Here is a 17187-nt window from a genome sequence, read left to right on the forward strand (position 1 = left end):
CGGGCCGGGGGAAGGCTGGGGAATAGGGGTTTAGAGATATGCTGGATGAGCAGGCCGCCCTACGGGAAATAACCGCGGCCCTGGACGAGACGGGGAAGCTGACGGGCCCCATCACTATGGATACGAACATCCTCAAGGACCTGAACTTCGACTCCGTGGGCGCGGTCGATTTCATCATGGTGCTGGAGACCCGCCTGGACATCATCATCCCGATGGACCGGATGACGGAGATTGAGACCATCGGCGACCTCGTCCGGGTCGTGACCAGCGATCCCAGCCTGGCCTCCTGACCGTGCTCTCCAAGTTCCGTGCGCTGCACGAGGAACACGCGGCCGTGTCCGCCGCCGGCCGCAGCCCCTTCGCCGTCACCTTCGACGCCGTGCTGTCCGCCACCGAGGCCATGCTGGACGGGCGGCGCATCCTGCTGCTGGGAACCAACAACTATCTCGGCCTGACCCTCGACCCCGACAGCATCGAGGCCGCCATCGCCGCGACGCGGGAACAGGGGACCGGCACCACGGGCTCCCGCATCGCCAACGGCACCTATGGGGGCCATGCGGCGCTGGAGGCGCGGCTGGCCGCCTTCCTGAAGCGCCGGTCGGCCATGGTCTTCACCACCGGCTACCAGGCCAATCTCGGCGCTCTCTCGACGCTGGCCGGGCGGGGCGACCATCTGCTGCTCGACGCGGACAGCCATGCCAGCCTCTATGACGGGGCGCGGCTGGGCCATGCCCAGGTGACCCGCTTCCGCCACAACGACCCCGACGACCTGCGGCGGCGCCTCCGGCTGCTTTCCTCCCAGCCCGGCGAGAAGCTGATCGTGGCCGAGGGCATCTACAGCATGCTGGGCGACACCGCGCCGCTGCGGGAGTTCGTGGAGGTCAAGCGCGAGGCCGGGGCCTGGCTGCTGGTGGACGAGGCGCATTCCCTCGGCGTGCTGGGTGGGAATGGCCGCGGGCTGGCGGAGGCCGAGGGCGTGGAGGCGGATGTCGATTTCGTCGTCGGCACCTTCAGCAAGAGCCTGGGCGCGATCGGCGGCTTCCTGGCCTCGGACCATGAGGGTTTCGACGCGTTGCGGCTGGCGGCGCGGTCCTACATGTTCACCGCCTCCCTGCCGCCTTCGGTCATTGCCTCGGTGACCCAGGCGATCGAGGCCGTCGAGGCGCGGCCCGAGCTGCGCGAGGCGCTGCGGCGGAACGGGCAGCAGCTTCATGCGGGCCTCGCGGCGGCGGGCCTCGCCGTGGGCGCCATGCCGAGCCCGATCGTCTCCCTGCTCATGCCGGACCGGGAAACGGCGGTCGTCTTCTGGAACCGGCTGCTGGAGGCAGGGGTCTATACCAACCTCGCCCTCGGCCCGGCGACGCCGGGCGGCAAGCCGCTGCTGCGGATGAGCGTGAGCGCGGCGCTGACGCCGGCGCAGATCGACGGCGCCCTGGCGGCGATCATCCAAACGGCCCATGCCCTGGGACAGCCCCCCCTGGGACAGCTCGGCGCGCCGCTGGCGGCGGAGTAGTGCGGCCGGGGCTGCTGTCGTCGGAGCCAGGGTTGGAGCAGGGTCTGGACCGGAGCCTCGTGGCCCGGACCTGGCCCGATCTGCAAGCCATGCTCCTGTTGCTGGCCGTGGCCTTGCTGGCGCGCGGGTTCTTCCTCGGCAATCCGGTGCTGGAAAGCGACGAGCAGTTCTATCTGCTGGTCGGCGACCGGATGCTGCGGGGCGCCCTGCCCTATCTCGACATCTGGGACCGCAAGCCCGTCGGGCTGTTCCTGATCTACGCGGGGATCCGTGCCCTGGGTGGCGAAGGGATCGTCCAGTACCAACTGGTGGCGGTGCTCTTCGCCACGGCGACCGCCTTCCTGGTCGCGCGGATCGGGGCGGAGCTGGGCTCCCGCCGGGGCGGTCTCCTCGCCGGCATGGCCTACCTGCTCTGGCTCGGGGCCTTCGGTGGCGAAGGGGGGCAGGCGCCGGTCTTCTACAACCTCTTCGTCGCGGGCGCTGCCTGGGTGGCGCTGCGCGCGGTGGCCTGCCCGGGCTCCTTCGAGCGGCTGCTGGGGCTGGGGGCCTCGGCCATGCTTCTCGCCGGGCTGGCGATGCAGGTGAAGTACACGGCCGTCTTCGAGGGGATGTTCTTCGGCTGCGCGCTGCTCTGGACGGGGTGGCAGGCGCGGATGGGGCCGGGGAAGCTGCTTTCCGCCGGGCTGGCCTGGGTCGGCTGCGCCCTGTTGCCCACGGCGGCGGCCCTCGCCGCCTATGCCGCCATGGGGCAGGCACAGCCTTTCCTCTTCGCGAACTTCCTTTCGATCTTCGAGCGGAATACGGCGGTGCTGGGCTCCTCCCTGCCCCGGCTGCTGGCGATGCTGGGGCTGCTGCTGCCGCTCGGCCTCTGCGCCGTGCTGGGGCTGCGGCTGTCCTGGCGGCGGTCGGCGGGGATGCCGGAGATCCGGCGCGCGACGGGCTTCGTGGCGGGCTGGGCGCTGGTCGCGGTGGCGGGCGTGCTGGTGTTCGGGACCTACTACAACCACTATGCCCTGCCCCTGCTCCTGCCGCTTTCCGTGGCGGCCGCGCCCCTGCTGGGGTGGCCGGGTGCGCGGGTCTGGAAGGTCACGGCCGCGGCAGCCCTGCTGCTGGTGGGCGCGGTGGCCACGGCGGTGCCGGGGGTGCTGCATCTCCGCTCGCGGGGCGATGGCAGCCAGGTGCGGGCGCTGGTGGCGGCGATGCTGCCCGGGGCAAGGCTCTATGTCTTCGACGGGGAGGCGGTGCTCTACCTGTTGTCCCATAGCCCGCTGCCGACGCCCTATGCCTTCCCGACCCATCTGAGCGACCTGCGGGAGTCCGGCGGGATCGGGGTCGATCAGGAGGCGGAACTGCGGCGCGTGCTGGCGTCCCGTCCGGACTACATCGTGACGACGAATATCGAACGGGGGCAGATCAACCCGGCGGCGCAACGGCTGCTGCGGGAAACCCTGGCCGAAGCCTATCGGCCGGTGCGCAGCGTCCGGATCGGGAGGGGCAACCGCGTGCTCTACGGGAAGCTGCCCTGAGGGTGTCCTTCAGCGGACCGCGCCCCGCCGCCGCAGCCGCCAGAGCAGCAGGGGCGCCGCCAGGACGGGATGTCGGCGCTGCCAGGGGGTGAGTTCGACGGGCATACCCGAATGGCGGGCGATCTTGTCGGCGAGGTAGTCCGGCCCGCCGTCGAAGGTGAAGGCGGCCTTCACGAGCCGGGCGATGTTCAGCACCTTCCCGCCCAGGCGGCGCAGCGACCAGGCGGGACGCCAGTTCCCGGAGGGGCGGCGGCCGATGCGGTCCAGGGCCGCGGGCAGCACGGCATCGAACCAGCCCGGGGCCGTGGCGACGATGCTGTCCGGGCGGTTGCCGCGCTCGGCCCGCAACTCGGCGCCGTAGGTGCGGGCGAAGAGATGGCGCCAGAGCGCCGCGGGCGGGCCGGTGGGCGCATCGAGGCGCAGCGCCCAGGTGACGGCGGTTTCCACAGCCCGGGCGACGGCGGCCTCGGTGCGCCGGCGGGCCTCTTCGTCGCGGGTATGGACGAGGGTGGTGGGCTGGCAGAAGCGAGCCCAGAGGGTGGTGTCGATCGAGGCCGGCCGCATCCGCCGTTCGAAGGCGCGCAGGGTCATGACCGCGACCTTGGCCCGCAGGGGCTCCGCGCCGTCGCGCCGCCAGTGGAGGACCTGCGGCGGCAGCACGGCGTTGAGCAGGGCGGGAATGGCGCGCCGGTGGAAGGCGAGGTTCCCCATCGTGAGCACATAGAGGTCCAGCAGTCCCGCCGTCTCTCCCGTCCGGCGGCAGGAGCCGTAGAAGAGGATCGCCGCCACCGCATCCCCGTGCCGGGCGACGATATCCTCCGCCAGAAGGCGCGCGGCGCGCATGGCCGGGTTCGGGTCCGGCGGGAAGGCCAGCTCCGCCGCGACCAGGGCGGACAGGCTGTCCGGCGCGGTCATGGCATGGCGAAGGTGACGGCGGAGGGGGCGCTCAGGACGAGCCCCTGCGGGCCGGGCTCGAAGACCTCGCCATCCAGCACGAAGGGCGCGTCGAGGCGGAGGGCGAGGCGGCCGGCGCGGCCGCTGGCATAGCCCGCCTCCGGCATCCAGGGCTGCTGCCGGCCCCGCCGGGCGGCCCAGAGGGCGGCGGCCAGGCGGCGCGGCGGGGCCGCCACGTCCAGCCAGTTCAGCGGCCCGGCCCCGTCGCCCGAGAAGGGCCAGAGGCCGAGCATCAGCCGGTCCAGCGGCGTGGCGAGCACCAGGAAGCGGCGGCCTTCCGGCGTGGGCCGGCCATCCACCGACAGGGACATCGGGGAGCCGGCGCGCAGGGCGTGGTCACGCTGGACGATGCTGCGCAGCACGGTTCCGGCCAGGGCCAGGAAGACGGCCAGCCGGTCATGGATGCCGCGCCCGTGCAGCCCCTCGTCGGCCATCGTCTTGGCGGCGGTGAAGGCGCCGGCACCGAACAGGAGGCCGCGCATCGGGGCCTCGTCCAGGCCGGGGCGCAGGACCTCCAGCACGGGAAGCCGGTGCTGGCGCAGCGCGCCGGAGGCGGCGGCGCGGCGCAGGGCGGCGAGGCCGGCCTCCCCCGGCCCGGGCGTCCCGACGACGCGGGCGGCGAGGTTGGTCTTGCCGGTGGCGAGGAGGGCGATGGCCGGGGCGCGCTCGCCGAAGGCCCGCGGCAGGGCGGACAGCACCTCGCGCAGCGTGCCGTCGCCGCCCTGGACGGCCAGCAGGTCCACGCCCTGCCCGGCGAAATCCGCCAGCACGGCGCGAAGTTCATCGGGGGTCGAGGGCGCGGCGCGCGGCAGGCCCCCGGCGGCCTCCGCCAGGGCGAAGCGGCCTTCGCGAAGGGCCCGGCTGCGGGGGTTGGTGATGAGGCCGATGCGCCGCGCGCCGGTCATCCCTCAAGCCAGGACCGCAGGGGCCCCCGGCGGCGCGCCAGCCCGGCCTGGATCGTGACGACGACCTGTTCCAGGCAGCCGAAGACGGTCCAGGCGGCGACGGCGAGCATGCCCCAGTCGGGGCGGCCGAACAGGGTGAAGAGGCTGAGGATCAGCAGGTTCGGGTTCCGGCGCGCGATCCAGAGGCGGAAGAAGCTGTCGAAACGCCGCCAGACATGGATCTCCATCTTGTAGAGGGCGAGGAAGAGGCCCTCCTGCAGCCGCTGGAGGACATAGCCGCCGAAGACGATGACGCCGACGGCGACCGGATGCGCCAGCGGCATTCCGACCTGGGACAGGCCGTAGATCCAGGCCAGCCACCAGAAAGGCGGGTGGATCAGGTCGATGGCATGGTCGAAGACGTTGCCCAGCGGCGTGGAGGTGAGCGTCACCCGCGCCAGCTTGCCGTCCACCGTGTCCAGGAAGGTCATCACCCAGGCGGCGAGCAGCCCGGGCAGCCAGGCGCCCGTGGCGAAGAGCCAGAGGGCCACGAAGACCAGGACCAGGCTGGCGAAGGTCACCTGGTTGGGCGTGATGCCGAGGGCGGCGCAGCCGCGCACCACCTGGAAGGCCGGGCGGGGCCAGACATGCTTGGTGATGGCGTCGGTGACGCCCTTGTAGGAGCCGCCGAACATCTCCCATTCCACCGCGCGCCGCGTCCCGGCATCGAGGCTGAGGAGATAGGGGTTGGCACGCTTGCGCAGGGCCTTGTTGTAGAGGTCCACGAGATCGGCCGGGCGGGCGGGCAGGAGGCCGGCGAAGGCGGGGTCGCCGGCGGGACGGCCGGCCAGGAGCGCGGCGGCCACGGCAGCGGCCAGGGCCGTGTCCGTCAGGTGGTCCGCCAGATAGGCCGCCACTGGCAGCCCGTCCTCGGGGCGGCAGAGAAGCGTGCCGGGGCGGCGCGCCAGGCCCGTGACGAGCGAGGCGTCATAGACGTGATCGGCCCGGAGCAGCAGCAGCGGCGCCTGCGCGTCGGTGCCGGTCCAGGGGGCGGCGTCGGCGATGCCGGCGCGGAGAAGGGCCCGGCGGAGCAGTTCGGAACCCGGCATGCTCCAGACGGGCACGGGGGATTCCCCCAGCCAGCGGGCCGCTGGCGCCGGGGCGGGGGACGGGCGAGACTGCGCCGCACCATGTCCTTCAGCCTCGCGCACCTGTCCGACCTGCACCTGCCTGTACCCCCCGGGGCGATCCACCCGCTCTCGCAGCTCGCGGGGAAGCGCTTGCTCGCCTATTTCGCCTGGCGGCGCAAGCGGCGCCGGGCCGTGCCCGCCGCAGCCCTGCTGGCCGATCTGCGGGCGGCCGGGGCGGATCATGTGGCCATCACGGGGGACCTGACGAACCTCGCCCTGCCGGGGGAATTCGCGGCCGCGCGGGACTGGCTGGCGGCGCTCGGCCCGCCGGGCGGGGTCACCGTGGTCCCGGGTAACCATGACGCCACCGTGGCCCTGCCCTGGACGGACGGGATCGGGCGCTGGGCGCCCTGGATGGCCGGGGAGACAGCGGGGGAGACGGCCCGCGCGCCCTTCCCTTTCCTGCGGCGGCGCGGGCCGGTCGCGCTGATCGGGCTTTCCTCGGCGGTGCCGACCCTGCCGGGCTCGGCGGCGGGGTGGCTGGGCGCGGCGCAGCTGTCGGCGCTGCCCGGGCTGCTGGATGCGGCGGGGCGCGAGGGGCTGTTCCGGATCGTGATGGTACACCACCCGCCGCTGCCGGGGCCCGGCGGCCGGCGCAAGGCGCTCTCGGACAGGGCGGCGCTGCGCGGGGTGCTGGCGCGGCACGGGGCGGAGCTGGTGCTGCATGGGCACCACCACCGGCCGCTGCGGGGGGAGGTTCCCGGCCCGGGGGCGCCGATCCCGGTGCTGGGCGTGCATCAGGCCCTGGCGGCGGGGCATGGCGGACGGGCAGGCTGGCAGATGCTTCGCATCATGCGCGAGGCGGAGGGTTGGCGCGTGACGGTCGAGCCGCGTGCGCAGGATGCGGCGGACGGGGTGTTCCGGGCCGCGCCCGCCACGGTCCTGCGGATCAGTAGCGCAGGTGGATGGTCATCCGCGACTCCCCAGGCGGCACAGTGAAGCGGACGCTGTCGAAGGAGGGCAGGCCGACCGAGGTGGGCGCGTCGTTGGAGAAGCCGTAGCCCTCGGTCGGCAGGCCGAGCAGGTTGCGGTTGAAGTTATGGTCGTTGTTCTCGTCATGATAGACGGCGATGGCATAGATGCCGGGCTCGGCCAGGGCGAAGCAGGCCTCCGCGGACGTCGTCCGCAGCGGGACGCGCTGGCGGGCGAGATAGGCATGGCTGGCCAGGAAGCGTTCCGGCTTCGGACCATAGACCGTGATGGTGATGTTGCCGGCGACCTTCCGGGCGCCGGTGACGGCAACATGCAGGCGCGGGCCGGCCGGCGCATCGGCGGCGGCGCAGGCGGTGACGCGGGGGCCGTCCTCCGGCCGCGCGGCCGCCGGCTGCGGCGTGGCGAGCGATGCCAGCAACGCGGCGCAGCACCCCAGGCCCCGCAAGGTTCCGGGTGGGCCGGAGACGCGGCGGGGCATGGGGCGGCCGGCATCCGTCTGGCGTCTTCCGGCGACAGGGCGTAGGTGTCTGCGCATGCCCAGTGCCATACCGGATGCCACGCCAAATGCCACGCTGGTCAAGTTCGGCTATCCCGCCACGCTGATCGGCGAGACCCGCTGCTGGACCGTGCTGCTGCGCCCGCAGCAGGTCACGCTCGGGGCCCTGGTCCTCGTGTGCCGCGAGGAAGCGGAGCGCTTCGGCGCGGTGAGCCCCGAGGGTTTCGCCGACCTGCATGCCGCCGTGAGCCGCATCGAGCCCATGCTCCGGGACCTGGTCGGGTATGAGAAGATCAACTACCTCATGCTGATGATGGTGGACCCGGACGTCCATTTCCACGTCATCCCCCGCTATGCCGGGACGAGGACGCATCTCGGCCAGTCCTTTCCGGATGCCGGCTGGCCCGGGCCGCCCGCGCTCGGACAGGCGATGGAGCCGGGGGATGCGGTGCGCGACGACCTGCTGCGCCGCCTCCGCGAGCACTGGGCCTCCGCGCAGGCGTGAGCGCGGCGGTCGAGGCGAAGCGCATCCCGGCGGAAGCCACCCACGGGCCGCCGGCCGGGGGCGGGCTGGTCAGCCGCTACATGCTGCGGCTCCTGGTCCGGCCCCTGGCGGGCACGCTGCTGCTGGTGCTGCCGGCGCTGCTGCTGGAACGGCTGCTGCGGCTCTTCAACCTGCTGGCAGGGGCGGGAAGCCCGGCCGCTTCCATCGCGCAGCTCGTGCTCTACCTGATCCCGCATTACCTGGGTCTGGCGGTGCCGGCGGCGCTGTTCCTGGCGGTCTATGTCGTCGTTTCGCGGCTCAGCCAGAACCACGAGCTGGATGCCTTGCAGGCCTCGGGGCTTTCGCTGGCCTGGCTGTCGCGGCCCTTCCTGGCCGTGGGCCTGGCCTGTGCCCTGCTGGGCGTGGCGCTCTATGGCTATGTGCAGCCGGTCAGCCGCTATGCCTATCGCGCGGCCCTGAGTTCCCTGATGGATGCGGGATGGAACGCGACCCTGGTTCCGGGCGAGTTCGCCCAGATCGGCAAGCGGCTCACCGTCCATGTCGAGCGCCGGGACCCGGAGACGGGACTGCTGCACGGCATCTTCCTGCACCAGCGGCAGCAGGACGGCACCGACGTGCTGACCACCGCCGCCACGGGACGGATGCTGCTGAGCGTGGAAACCAGCGAGCTGCTGCTGGAACTGCAGGACGGGCGGCAGCTCGCGGTGGACCCGCAGGGGCAGGCGCATACGGTGACCTTCTCGGCCTCGGAACAGTCGCGCCCCTTCGTGCGGCGCCTGCCGATCTTCCGGCTGCGCGGCGCGGATGAGCGGGAGATGACGCTGGACGAGCTCTGGACGGGGCGGGAGCGTGCGGATGCGCCCGTGGCGCCGCGCCGCATGGCGGGGGAGCTGCACGCGCGGCTGGTGCGGTCGGCCTCGCTGCTGCTGCTGCCGCTGCTGGCCATGCCGATGGGGCTGGCCGCCAAGCGCTCGCGCCGTTCGGTCGCGATCCTGCTGGGGGCGGCGATCCTCGTGCTCTACCAGCAGGCGCTGCAACTGGCGGAGTCCCTCGGCGCCATCGGGCGGCTCGACGCACCGCTGGCGCTGTGGCTGCTGTTCCTGCTGTTCGCCGCCTTCAGCATCCTGGTCTTCCGGCACAGCAACCTGCATCCGGAGGAAGGCCCGTTCGACCGCATCCTGGCGCGGATGGACGACGCGGCGGCCTGGGCCGGCGGCCTGCTGGCGCGCTGCCTGCCGTGGCGGACGAAGGCCGTGCGCTGATGCTGCCACGGGTGCTGGCGCGCTACCTGACGGGGATCTTCCTGGCCCGGGCCACGGCGGTGCTGCTGGGGCTGGCCGCGTTGCTGCAACTGCTGGACCTGCTCGACAAGGCGGGGGACGTGCTGGCCCGCGGGGGGGTGCCGGATATCGGGCGCTATGCCCTGCTGCGGCTGCCCACCACGCTCGGGCAGCTCGTGCCGCTCGCGGTGCTGGTGGGGGCGATCCTGACCTTCCAGCGGCTCGCCGCCTCGCTGGAGATCACCGCCATGCGGGCCACGGGCCTGGGAAGCTGGCGGATCATGGGGGCGCTGGTCCCCGCCTGTGCCCTGGCGGCCTGCCTGCAGTTCGGCCTCCAGCTCGGCGTGGCGCCGTACAGCGAGCGCGCGCTTTCGGACTGGTGGGACCATCTTGAGGCGCCGGACCGGCCGCTGGCCCTGGATCGCCGGATGTGGCTGCGCGACGGGACGGATGTCCTGGCCGCCGATGCGGTGTCGCCCGACGGCACGGCGCTGTCCGGCGTGCTGCTGGTACGGCGCGACCCCGAGGGCAGGGTCACGCTGCGGATCGGGGCGGATGAGGCGCGGCACGCGGCCGGGGGCTGGCGGCTGACCGGGGCGCGGCTGCTGCGGCCGGGCGAGGAGCGGGAAACGGCGCAGGCCGGGTATGACTGGCCGGAGGGCCCCTCGCCACGGGCGATGCGGGACCTCGCGCGGCCCACGGATGCGCTCGGCCTCCCTGCCCTGCTGCGCGGCAAGGCCGGGGAAGGCCCGGTCAGCCGGGGCCCCGCCTATTTCGAGACGCGTCTCCAGGCCGCCGCGGCGGCGGCGCTGGTGCCCTTCCTGATGCTGCTGCTGGCCATGCCCGCGGCCTTCGGCCTGCCCCGCCAGCATGGCGGCACGCGACGGGCCGCGGTTGGCCTGGCGCTCGGGCTCGGCTATCTCGTGGCGCAGGGGCTGATGATCGCGATCGGCGAGGCCGGCGGGCTGGGCCCGGTCCCGGCGACCTGGAGCATGCTGCCCTGCTTCGCCGTCGCGGGCCTCCTGTGCCTCTGGCGCGAGGAAGCCTGAGCGCATGGGCGGTCCCGGCCCGCACCCACCTGGGCAAGGAGGCGGTTTCATGTACGGTCCCTGGCGGGGCGGGCGCAGTTTCGATCTGGGGCGGATGACGCTCCGGGAGCTGGTCGTGGCCTATGCGGCGCATCCGGCGATCCACCTGTATGGGCTGCTCGCCATCGTCTCGGCCGGGCTTTCCGTGCACTGGGCGGAAGGGGCGCTGCGGCCGGCGCTGGCGGTGGCCGCCACGATCCTGGCCTATCCGCTGGCCTGGTACGCCATCCACCGCTTCATCCTGCATTCGCGCTTCCTCTACCGCTCCCCGCTGACGGCGGCGCTGTGGAAGCGCGTGCATTTCGACCACCACCAGGACCCGCATCGGCTGGACGTGCTCTTCGGCGCGCCGGTGACGACGGTGCCGACCATCCTGGTCATCCTGATCCCCGTCGGCTGGCTGATCGGCGGCGCGGCCGGCGCGGCGGCGGCCTGTGCGGCGGGCTTCGTGATCACCTGCATCTACGAGTTCTGCCACTGCATCCAGCACCTGAACTTCAAGCCGCGGAGCCGGCTGCTGCGGCGGATGAAGGAGCTGCACCTCGCACATCATTTCCACCACGAGGGCGGGAATTACGGGATCACCAGCTTCGTTGTCGATCGCGCCCTCGGCACCTATTACGGCGAGGTGCGGCAGCGGCCGCGCAGCCCGCATGTCTTCAACCTGGGCTATGACCGCGAGGAAGCGAAGCGCTTCCCCTGGGTGGAGAAGCTGACCGGCGCGCCGCCGCGCGACCGGCCCGCACGCCCGGATGCCCGTCCGGACAGGGCGGCGTGAGCGCGGCCGGCGCGCGGGCTTCCTCCCCCGTCGAGATCCTCCCCGTCACGGACCGCGCGGGGATGGAGCGTTTCATCCGGCTGCCGCACGACCTGATGCGGCACGATCCCGCCTGGGTGCCGCCGCTGCGGCTGGAGCGGCGGGAGGCGCTGTCCCCAGCGAAGAACCCCTGGTTCCAGCATGGCGAGGCGGCCTTCTGGATCGCGCGGCGGGACGGGCGCGACGTGGGGCGCATCAGCGCGCAGGACGACCGGCTGGTGCCCGGGGCGGAAGGCGGGAGGCCGGCGCATTTCGGGCTGCTGGCCGCCGAGGACGATGCCGGGACCTTCGCGGCGCTGCTGGGCGCCGCCGAGGGCTGGGCGCGCGGCCGTGGCCTGCGGCGGATGCTGGGGCCGTTCAGCCTTTCCATCAACGAGCAGACGGGGCTCCTGGTCTCGGGCTTCGACACGCCGCCGATGATGATGATGCCGCATGACCCGCCCCATGCCGGTGCGCGGCTGGAGGCGCTGGGCTATGCCAAGGCGCGGGACATGTTCGCCTATATCAGCCCGGTGACCGGGGCGCTGCCGCCGGCGGCGGCGCGGATGGTGGCGCGCGGCCTGCCCTCCGGCGTCACGCTGCGGCCGCTGCGGCGCGCGGCGCTGCGGCAGGAGGTCGAGGCGCTGATCGGCATCTACAACGAGGCCTGGGCGGGAAACTGGGGCTTCGTGCCCTTCACCGCCGCCGAGGTGGCGCATCTGGCCGCGGAGCTGAAGCCGCTGCTGAACGAGCGGCTGGTCTGGTTCGCGGAGATGCGGGGGCGCCCCGTCGCCTTCGCCGTCTGCCTGCCGAACCTGAACGAGGCGATCCGCGACCTGTCGGGACGGCTGCTGCCGCTCGGCTGGGCGAAGCTGCTGTGGCGGCTGAAGGTGTCGGGTGTCTCCACCGCGCGCGTGCCGCTCATGGGGGTGCGGCCGCAGTTGCAGTCGGGGCTGCTCGGGCGCGTTCTGCCGCTCTTCCTGGTGGAGGCGCTGCGGCGGGAGGCCCACGCCCTGGGCATCCGGCAGATCGAGATGTCCTGGGTCCTGGAGGACAACCTGCCCATGCGGCATCTGGCCGAGGCCCTGGGGGCACAGGCCTACAAGACCTATCGCATCTACGGAAAGACGCTGTGACGGGGGTCACGGCGCTGGTCCTGGCCGGGCAGCGGCGCGGGACGGACCCGATGGCGGCCGCGGCGGGGGTCTCGCACAAGGCGCTGCTGCCGGTGGCGGGCGTGCCGATGCTGCTGCGCGTGGTCTCGGCCCTGCGATCCGCACCCGGCATCGCCCGCATCGTCGTGTCCATCGAGGAGCCGCAGCGCGTGCTGGCCGGGCTGGAAGGGCTGGAGGGCGTGATCCTGCGGGCAGCCGCGCCGGGCCCGGCCCTCAGCGCGGCGGCGGCGTTCGAGGAATTCGGCGCCCCGCTGCTGGTCACCACGGCGGATCACGCGCTGCTGACGCCGGCCATGGTGGCGCATCTGCTGCGGGAGGCCCCCGGCCAGGCATCCGCCGTGGCGGCGCTCGCGCGGCGCGAGACGATCCTGGCGGAATTCCCGCAGACCCGGCGCACTTGGCTGCGCTTCCGGGATGGCGACTTCAGCGGCTGCAACCTGTTCCTGCTGGCGGGCCCCGAGGCGGCGCGGGTGCTGCGTTTCTGGCAACGGCTGGAGCAGCAGCGGAAGCGGCCGACGGCCATGGCGCGGATGCTGGGGCCCATCGCGCTGCTCCGCTATGCCATGGGCTGGATGACTCTGCGGGCCGGGCTGGATGCGCTGGGCGCGCGATGCGGGACGCCCGTGGCCGTGGTGGAGATGCCCTTCGGCGCGGCGGCCGTGGATGTGGACAAGCCGGACGACCTGGCGCTGGTGGAAGCCCGTCTCGGCAGGGTGGATCGGCGGCCCGTCCCCCAGGCGGGCTGAGCCGGCAGGTCCGCCATCCGCCCATCGATCCGAAGGGTTCCAGGGAAATAGGCCGGCGCGGCGGGCTTCCTCGCCGGTGCCCCTGACCCTTATCCTGCGGGTCCGGTCATCCGTGCGGATGGCAGACCGATCGCCAGCATCCCGAGGATAACGTCATGGCTCTCGATTCCACCGCCTGCGGCCTGTTCCCCATCGCGCCGACACCCTTCCACCCGGATGGGCGGATCGATGTGGCCTCGGTGGATACCCTGATGGAGCGCTACCTCGCCGCCGGTGCCACGGGCGTCACGGTGCTCGGCATCATGGGCGAGGCGCCGAAGCTGGAGCCGGAGGAGTCCCTCGACATCGCCGCGCGCTTCGTGAAGGGCATGGCGGGGCTTCCCGTCATCGTCGGCGTGTCGGCGCCCGGCTTCGCCGCCATGCGCTCCCTCAGCCGCGCGGTGATGGACAAGGGGGCGGCGGGGGTGATGATCGCGCCGGTGCCGTCGCTGCGCACCGACGACCAGATCGTCACCTACTATCGCCAGGCGATCGAGGCCATCGGCGACGACGTGCCCTTCGTGATCCAGGACTATCCGCTGACCCTCTCGGTGCAGATGACGCCCGGGGTGATCCGCCGGATCGTGCAGGAGCATCCCTCCTGCGTGATGCTGAAGCACGAGGACTGGCCGGGCCTGGAGAAGATCTCCACCCTGCGGGGTTATCAGGAGGACGGCTCGCTGCGCCCGATTTCCATCCTGACCGGCAATGGCGGGATGTTCCTGGACTTCGAGATGGAGCGCGGCGCGGACGGGGCCATGACGGGCTATGCCTTTCCCGAAATGCTGGCGGATGTGGTGCAGCTGCAGAAGGAAGGCGCGCGGGACGCGGCGCATGACCTGTTCGACGCCCATCTGCCGCTGCTGCGCTACGAGCAGCAGCAGGGGGTGGGCCTCGCGGTCCGTAAATACGTGCTGATGCGCCGCGGCTTCATCGCCTCCGACGCGCAGCGCAAGCCCGGTGCGGCCCTGACCGCCGCTGCGCGGGCGGAAGTGGACTATCTGCTGCTTCGCCTCGCCCGGAAGGATGCCCGCGCGGCCCTGTGAGCATCCGGCAGGCGGCGGCGCGTCACGCTTCCGCCGCCCCCGGGGCGGCGGTGGAGGCCCGTCTGCCTCAGGGAACGTGCCGCAGCCAGGCGTCGGAAGAGAACTTCTCCGCCGCGAGCTTCTCGGCCGCCGCATATTCCTCCGGCGTGATCCGCCCGGCCACGCCGCCGTGCAGCGACACGAAGGTTTCCCGCATCCGCCGGATCACCGCCTCGCGCGGCAGGCCCGTCTGGCTGCGCAGCGGATCGACCCGCTTGACCGCGCTCACCGTGCCCTTGTCGCTCAGCTTCTCGCGCCCGATGCGCAGCACCTTCACCATCTTCTCCGCGTCCATGTCGTAGGCCATGGTCACGTGGTGCAGCACCGTGCCGCCGGAGAAGCGCTTCTGCGCCGCGCCGCCGATCTTGCCCTTGGTGCTGGAGATGTCGTTGAGCGGCTTGTAGAAGGCGTCGATGCCGAGGGAGATCAGCGCCTGCAGCACCCAGGCGTCGAGGAAGGTGTAGGAATCGGCGAAGGTCATGTCGCGCACCAGTTCGCCCGGCGCATAGAGCGAGTAGGTGACGCTGTTGCCTGGCTCCGCCAGCATGGCGCCGCCGCCGGTGACGCGGCGGACGACCTCCACGCCCATGGCCGCGGCCGCCTCCAGATCCACCTCGTTGCGCAGCGACTGGAAGGCGCCGATGATGATGGCGGGCCGTTCCCATTCCCAGAAGCGCAGCATCGGACCGCGCCGGCCGGCCGCGACCTCCTGCGCCAGGACCTCGTCCAGCGCCAGGTGCATCGCGGGCGAGAGCGGGGGCGTCTCGATGATCTGCCAGTCGTAGTCCCGCCAGCCGCCGCGCGACCCGAGGGCGCGGCGCACCGCGATGGCCACCGCCTCGGCGCTGAAGCCGATGAGGGCCGCATCCGGCCTCAGCGCCGCGCGGATCGCCGCCGCGATGCGCTCGACATCCGAATCCTCCGCCAGGCCCTCCACCGCGCCGCGGATGTCGTCCAGTGCCTCGCCCGGTTCGAGAAAGAAGTCGCCGGCGATCTGGACATCGGCGATGCGGCCGTCCCGGAGGTCGAGATCGACGACGACGAGCTTGCCGCCCTGTACCTTGTACTCACCGTGCATGTCTCGCGGGGTCCGTCCGTCGCATGAGGGCCAGCACCGTGCTGGAGACCCCAGGATGGACCAGCCGGGCCTGGGCAGCCAAGGGGGCGCGAGGCCGGGTGGCCGTATCCGTTCTGACCCGGACCCTTCAACGAATCTTCACTCTGGGCGGGCGGGGCTGACCCTATACCGGCGGCACAACGGGCTACCGGGCATCGGATGCAACAGACATTCGCGAAGCGCCATTATCGCACGGTGTTCCTGTCCGACCTGCATCTTGGCCTTCGTGCCAGCCGGGCGGATCTGCTGCTGGATTTCCTGGAAGGGACGGACTGCGGGCGGATCGTGCTGGTGGGCGACATCGTGGATGGATGGCGGCTGCGGAAGTCCTGGTTCTGGGACCGCTCGCATGACGAGGTGATCCGCCTGCTGCTGCGCCGGGCGCGCGAGGGCGTGGAGATCCTCTATATCCCCGGCAACCACGACGAGATGTTCCGCGACTGGGTGGGGCTGGAGATCGCGGGCATCAGGCTGGCGCAGCAGGCTGAGCACGTCACCGCCGATGGCCGGCGGCTGCTGGTGATGCATGGCGACGAGTTCGACAGCGTGGTGCGCTACTGGCCGCTGCTCGCCCATCTGGGGGACTGGGCCTATGACGCGGCGCTGCTGCTGAACCGCTGGTTCAACACCGCGCGGCGGCGGATGGGCTATCCCTACTGGTCGCTGTCGCAATGGCTGAAGCGGCGGGTGAAGGAGGCGGTCAAGGCCATCGACCGCTTCGAGGAATCGCTGGCGCACGAGGCGCTGCGCGGCGGCTATGACGGCGTCATCTGCGGCCATATCCACCATGCCGAGATGCGCGACATCGGCGGCGTGGTCTACATGAACACCGGCGACTGGGTGGAATCCTGCACCGCCCTGGTCGAGCATCCCGACGGCCGCTTCGAACTGCTCGACTGGTCGAGGCGCAGCCCGCCGGTGCCCCAGCCCTCCATGCCCCAGCCCTCCATGCCCCAACCGGCAGTGCCCGCCGTGCGGTCGGTCCCGGCCTGATGCGGCATCGTGCCGGCTGGGATGGCCAGGCCGGCAGAGCCGGGCCGCCCATGCCGGAGGCACCGGCGGGTGGAGCCCCTGTTCCCGCCTTTTCCGTCCCCGGGGCTGCTCGACCGACAGGGCAAGGCCAGCGCGCCGGCCGGGGCTCTGCACGAGGATCCACGCTTTGCCTGTTTCGACGCTTCTGCCGCGGATCGCGCGGCTTGCCACCGTCATGCGGAAGGCCGGTCCCGGGGATGGCCGGGGCCCCTCCGAACCGGGCCGTGGGATCGCCAATGCCGGCCTGTTCCTGAAGCAGTGGGCGAGCAACCCGCTGCGCATGGGCAGCGTGGTGCCGTCCTCTCCGGCTCTGTGCCGGCGCATCGCCCGGCTGACCCGCGCCGGGGAGGGTGAGATCGTGGTGGAGCTCGGCGCCGGAACGGGCGTCGTGTCCCGGGCCCTGCTGGCGCAGGGGCTGGCGCCGGAGCGGCTGACCGTCGTCGAGATCGAGAGCGAAATGGCCCTGCACCTGCGCCGCCGGCTCCCCGGCGCCAGCGTGGTCACGGGCGATGCCTTCGACCTGCCGCGCCTGATCCCGGCCAGCCTGCATGGCCGCGTCGGCACGGTGATCTGCGGCATCCCGCTGGTGCTGTTGCCGCTGGAGCGGCAGAGGCGCTTCGTGCAGGCGGTGGAAGCCGTCGCGCCGGGGCGGGGCTTCCTGCTCTACACCTATTGCATCACCTCGCCCCTGCCCTGCCGGCGGCTCGGGCTGAGCGGCAGGCGGGAGGCCTGGACCCCGCTGAACCTGCCGCCCGCCAGCGTCTGGCACTACCGCCCCGTCTGAGCCGGCCGGCGGTGGCTGGGTTCGGCTGTCGGAGGATTGCCACG

At 72.5% G+C, this 17187-nt stretch carries 18 protein-coding genes; 13 read left to right on the top strand and 5 right to left on the bottom strand.

The genetic code is table 11. The features are described from left to right. Positions 1–38: 38 nt before the first annotated feature. From RGI145_RS20260 to RGI145_RS20270, 3 genes are read left to right on the top strand one after another with little or no spacing between them, the layout of a single operon-like run. Positions 39–290 (top strand): acyl carrier protein, encoded by a 252-nt coding sequence (locus RGI145_RS20260; RefSeq protein WP_037225191.1) that lies wholly within the window; start codon positions 39–41, stop codon positions 288–290. Beyond that, on the top strand, positions 287–1513 hold the full coding sequence (gene spt, locus RGI145_RS20265; protein ID WP_075800350.1) for a serine palmitoyltransferase: 1227 nt from the start codon (positions 287–289) through the stop codon (positions 1511–1513). Before RGI145_RS20260 ends, spt begins: the two co-directional genes overlap by 4 nt. A gap of 32 nt (positions 1514–1545) precedes the next feature. Beyond that, positions 1546–3039, top strand: coding sequence for an ArnT family glycosyltransferase (locus RGI145_RS20270; RefSeq protein WP_083671242.1), 1494 nt, complete (start codon positions 1546–1548; stop codon positions 3037–3039). 9 nt (positions 3040–3048) lie between these two features. Here the strand turns inward: RGI145_RS20270 and RGI145_RS20275 are convergent, their stop codons facing one another. The 3 genes from RGI145_RS20275 to RGI145_RS20285 are packed head-to-tail and all read right to left on the bottom strand — an operon-like array spanning position 3049 to position 6001. Then, positions 3049–3954: a hypothetical protein gene (locus RGI145_RS20275; RefSeq protein ID WP_075800351.1), complete on the bottom strand. Its 906-nt coding sequence runs from the start codon at positions 3952–3954 to the stop codon at positions 3049–3051. Then, entirely contained in the window at positions 3951–4898 is a 948-nt protein-coding gene (locus RGI145_RS20280; RefSeq protein ID WP_075800352.1) for a diacylglycerol kinase family protein, read from the bottom strand. The genes RGI145_RS20275 and RGI145_RS20280 overlap by 4 nt, the downstream gene beginning before the upstream one ends. Continuing rightward, positions 4895–6001 (bottom strand): CDP-alcohol phosphatidyltransferase family protein, encoded by a 1107-nt coding sequence (locus RGI145_RS20285; protein ID WP_075800353.1) that lies wholly within the window; start codon positions 5999–6001, stop codon positions 4895–4897. The genes RGI145_RS20280 and RGI145_RS20285 overlap by 4 nt, the downstream gene beginning before the upstream one ends. A 66-nt stretch (positions 6002–6067) precedes the next feature. Between RGI145_RS20285 and RGI145_RS20290 the strand changes: the two genes are divergently transcribed. Then, positions 6068–7006 carry a metallophosphoesterase family protein gene (locus tag RGI145_RS20290; protein ID WP_075800354.1) on the top strand — a complete coding sequence of 313 codons (939 nt, stop codon included), beginning with the start codon at positions 6068–6070 and terminating at the stop codon, positions 7004–7006. On the opposite strand, the gene RGI145_RS20295 is transcribed toward RGI145_RS20290, so the two are convergent. Further along, positions 6957–7478 (bottom strand): DUF2141 domain-containing protein, encoded by a 522-nt coding sequence (locus RGI145_RS20295; RefSeq protein ID WP_075800355.1) that lies wholly within the window; start codon positions 7476–7478, stop codon positions 6957–6959. The genes RGI145_RS20290 and RGI145_RS20295 overlap by 50 nt on opposite strands. 55 nt (positions 7479–7533) lie before the next feature. Here RGI145_RS20295 and RGI145_RS20300 point away from each other — a divergent pair, with 55 nt between their 5' ends. From RGI145_RS20300 to RGI145_RS20330, 7 genes are all read left to right on the top strand, one after another. Further along, complete coding sequence (locus RGI145_RS20300) at positions 7534–8001, top strand: HIT family protein (RefSeq protein WP_075800356.1); 468 nt, start codon at positions 7534–7536, stop codon at positions 7999–8001. Next, positions 7998–9263 carry an LptF/LptG family permease gene (locus RGI145_RS20305; protein WP_075800357.1) on the top strand — a complete coding sequence of 422 codons (1266 nt, stop codon included), beginning with the start codon at positions 7998–8000 and terminating at the stop codon, positions 9261–9263. Before RGI145_RS20300 ends, RGI145_RS20305 begins: the two co-directional genes overlap by 4 nt. Beyond that, positions 9239–10330: an LptF/LptG family permease gene (locus tag RGI145_RS20310; RefSeq protein WP_075800358.1), complete on the top strand. Its 1092-nt coding sequence runs from the start codon at positions 9239–9241 to the stop codon at positions 10328–10330. The genes RGI145_RS20305 and RGI145_RS20310 overlap by 25 nt, the downstream gene beginning before the upstream one ends. A 49-nt stretch (positions 10331–10379) precedes the next feature. Continuing rightward, entirely contained in the window at positions 10380–11147 is a 768-nt protein-coding gene (locus RGI145_RS20315) for a sterol desaturase family protein (RefSeq protein WP_075800359.1), read from the top strand. Beyond that, entirely contained in the window at positions 11144–12301 is a 1158-nt protein-coding gene (locus RGI145_RS20320) for a GNAT family N-acetyltransferase (protein WP_083671245.1), read from the top strand. Before RGI145_RS20315 ends, RGI145_RS20320 begins: the two co-directional genes overlap by 4 nt. Continuing rightward, a complete protein-coding gene (locus RGI145_RS20325; protein WP_075800360.1) occupies positions 12298–13086 on the top strand; it encodes a nucleotidyltransferase family protein in 789 nt (262 codons plus the stop codon). The genes RGI145_RS20320 and RGI145_RS20325 overlap by 4 nt, the downstream gene beginning before the upstream one ends. A gap of 155 nt (positions 13087–13241) precedes the next feature. After that, positions 13242–14171, top strand: coding sequence for a dihydrodipicolinate synthase family protein (locus RGI145_RS20330; RefSeq protein ID WP_075800361.1), 930 nt, complete (start codon positions 13242–13244; stop codon positions 14169–14171). 67 nt (positions 14172–14238) lie between these two features. On the opposite strand, the gene RGI145_RS20335 is transcribed toward RGI145_RS20330, so the two are convergent. Next, positions 14239–15288, bottom strand: coding sequence for a lipoate--protein ligase family protein (locus RGI145_RS20335; protein WP_075800362.1), 1050 nt, complete (start codon positions 15286–15288; stop codon positions 14239–14241). A 198-nt stretch (positions 15289–15486) separates the two neighbouring features. On the opposite strand from RGI145_RS20335, the gene RGI145_RS20340 reads away from it, so the two are divergent. Continuing rightward, complete coding sequence (locus tag RGI145_RS20340; protein ID WP_083671248.1) at positions 15487–16320, top strand: UDP-2,3-diacylglucosamine diphosphatase; 834 nt, start codon at positions 15487–15489, stop codon at positions 16318–16320. A gap of 166 nt (positions 16321–16486) precedes the next feature. After that, entirely contained in the window at positions 16487–17143 is a 657-nt protein-coding gene (locus RGI145_RS20345) for a class I SAM-dependent methyltransferase (RefSeq protein WP_083671250.1), read from the top strand. Positions 17144–17187 lie beyond the last annotated feature (44 nt).

Source organism: Roseomonas gilardii, from assembly GCF_001941945.1.
Classification (GTDB): domain Bacteria; phylum Pseudomonadota; class Alphaproteobacteria; order Acetobacterales; family Acetobacteraceae; genus Roseomonas.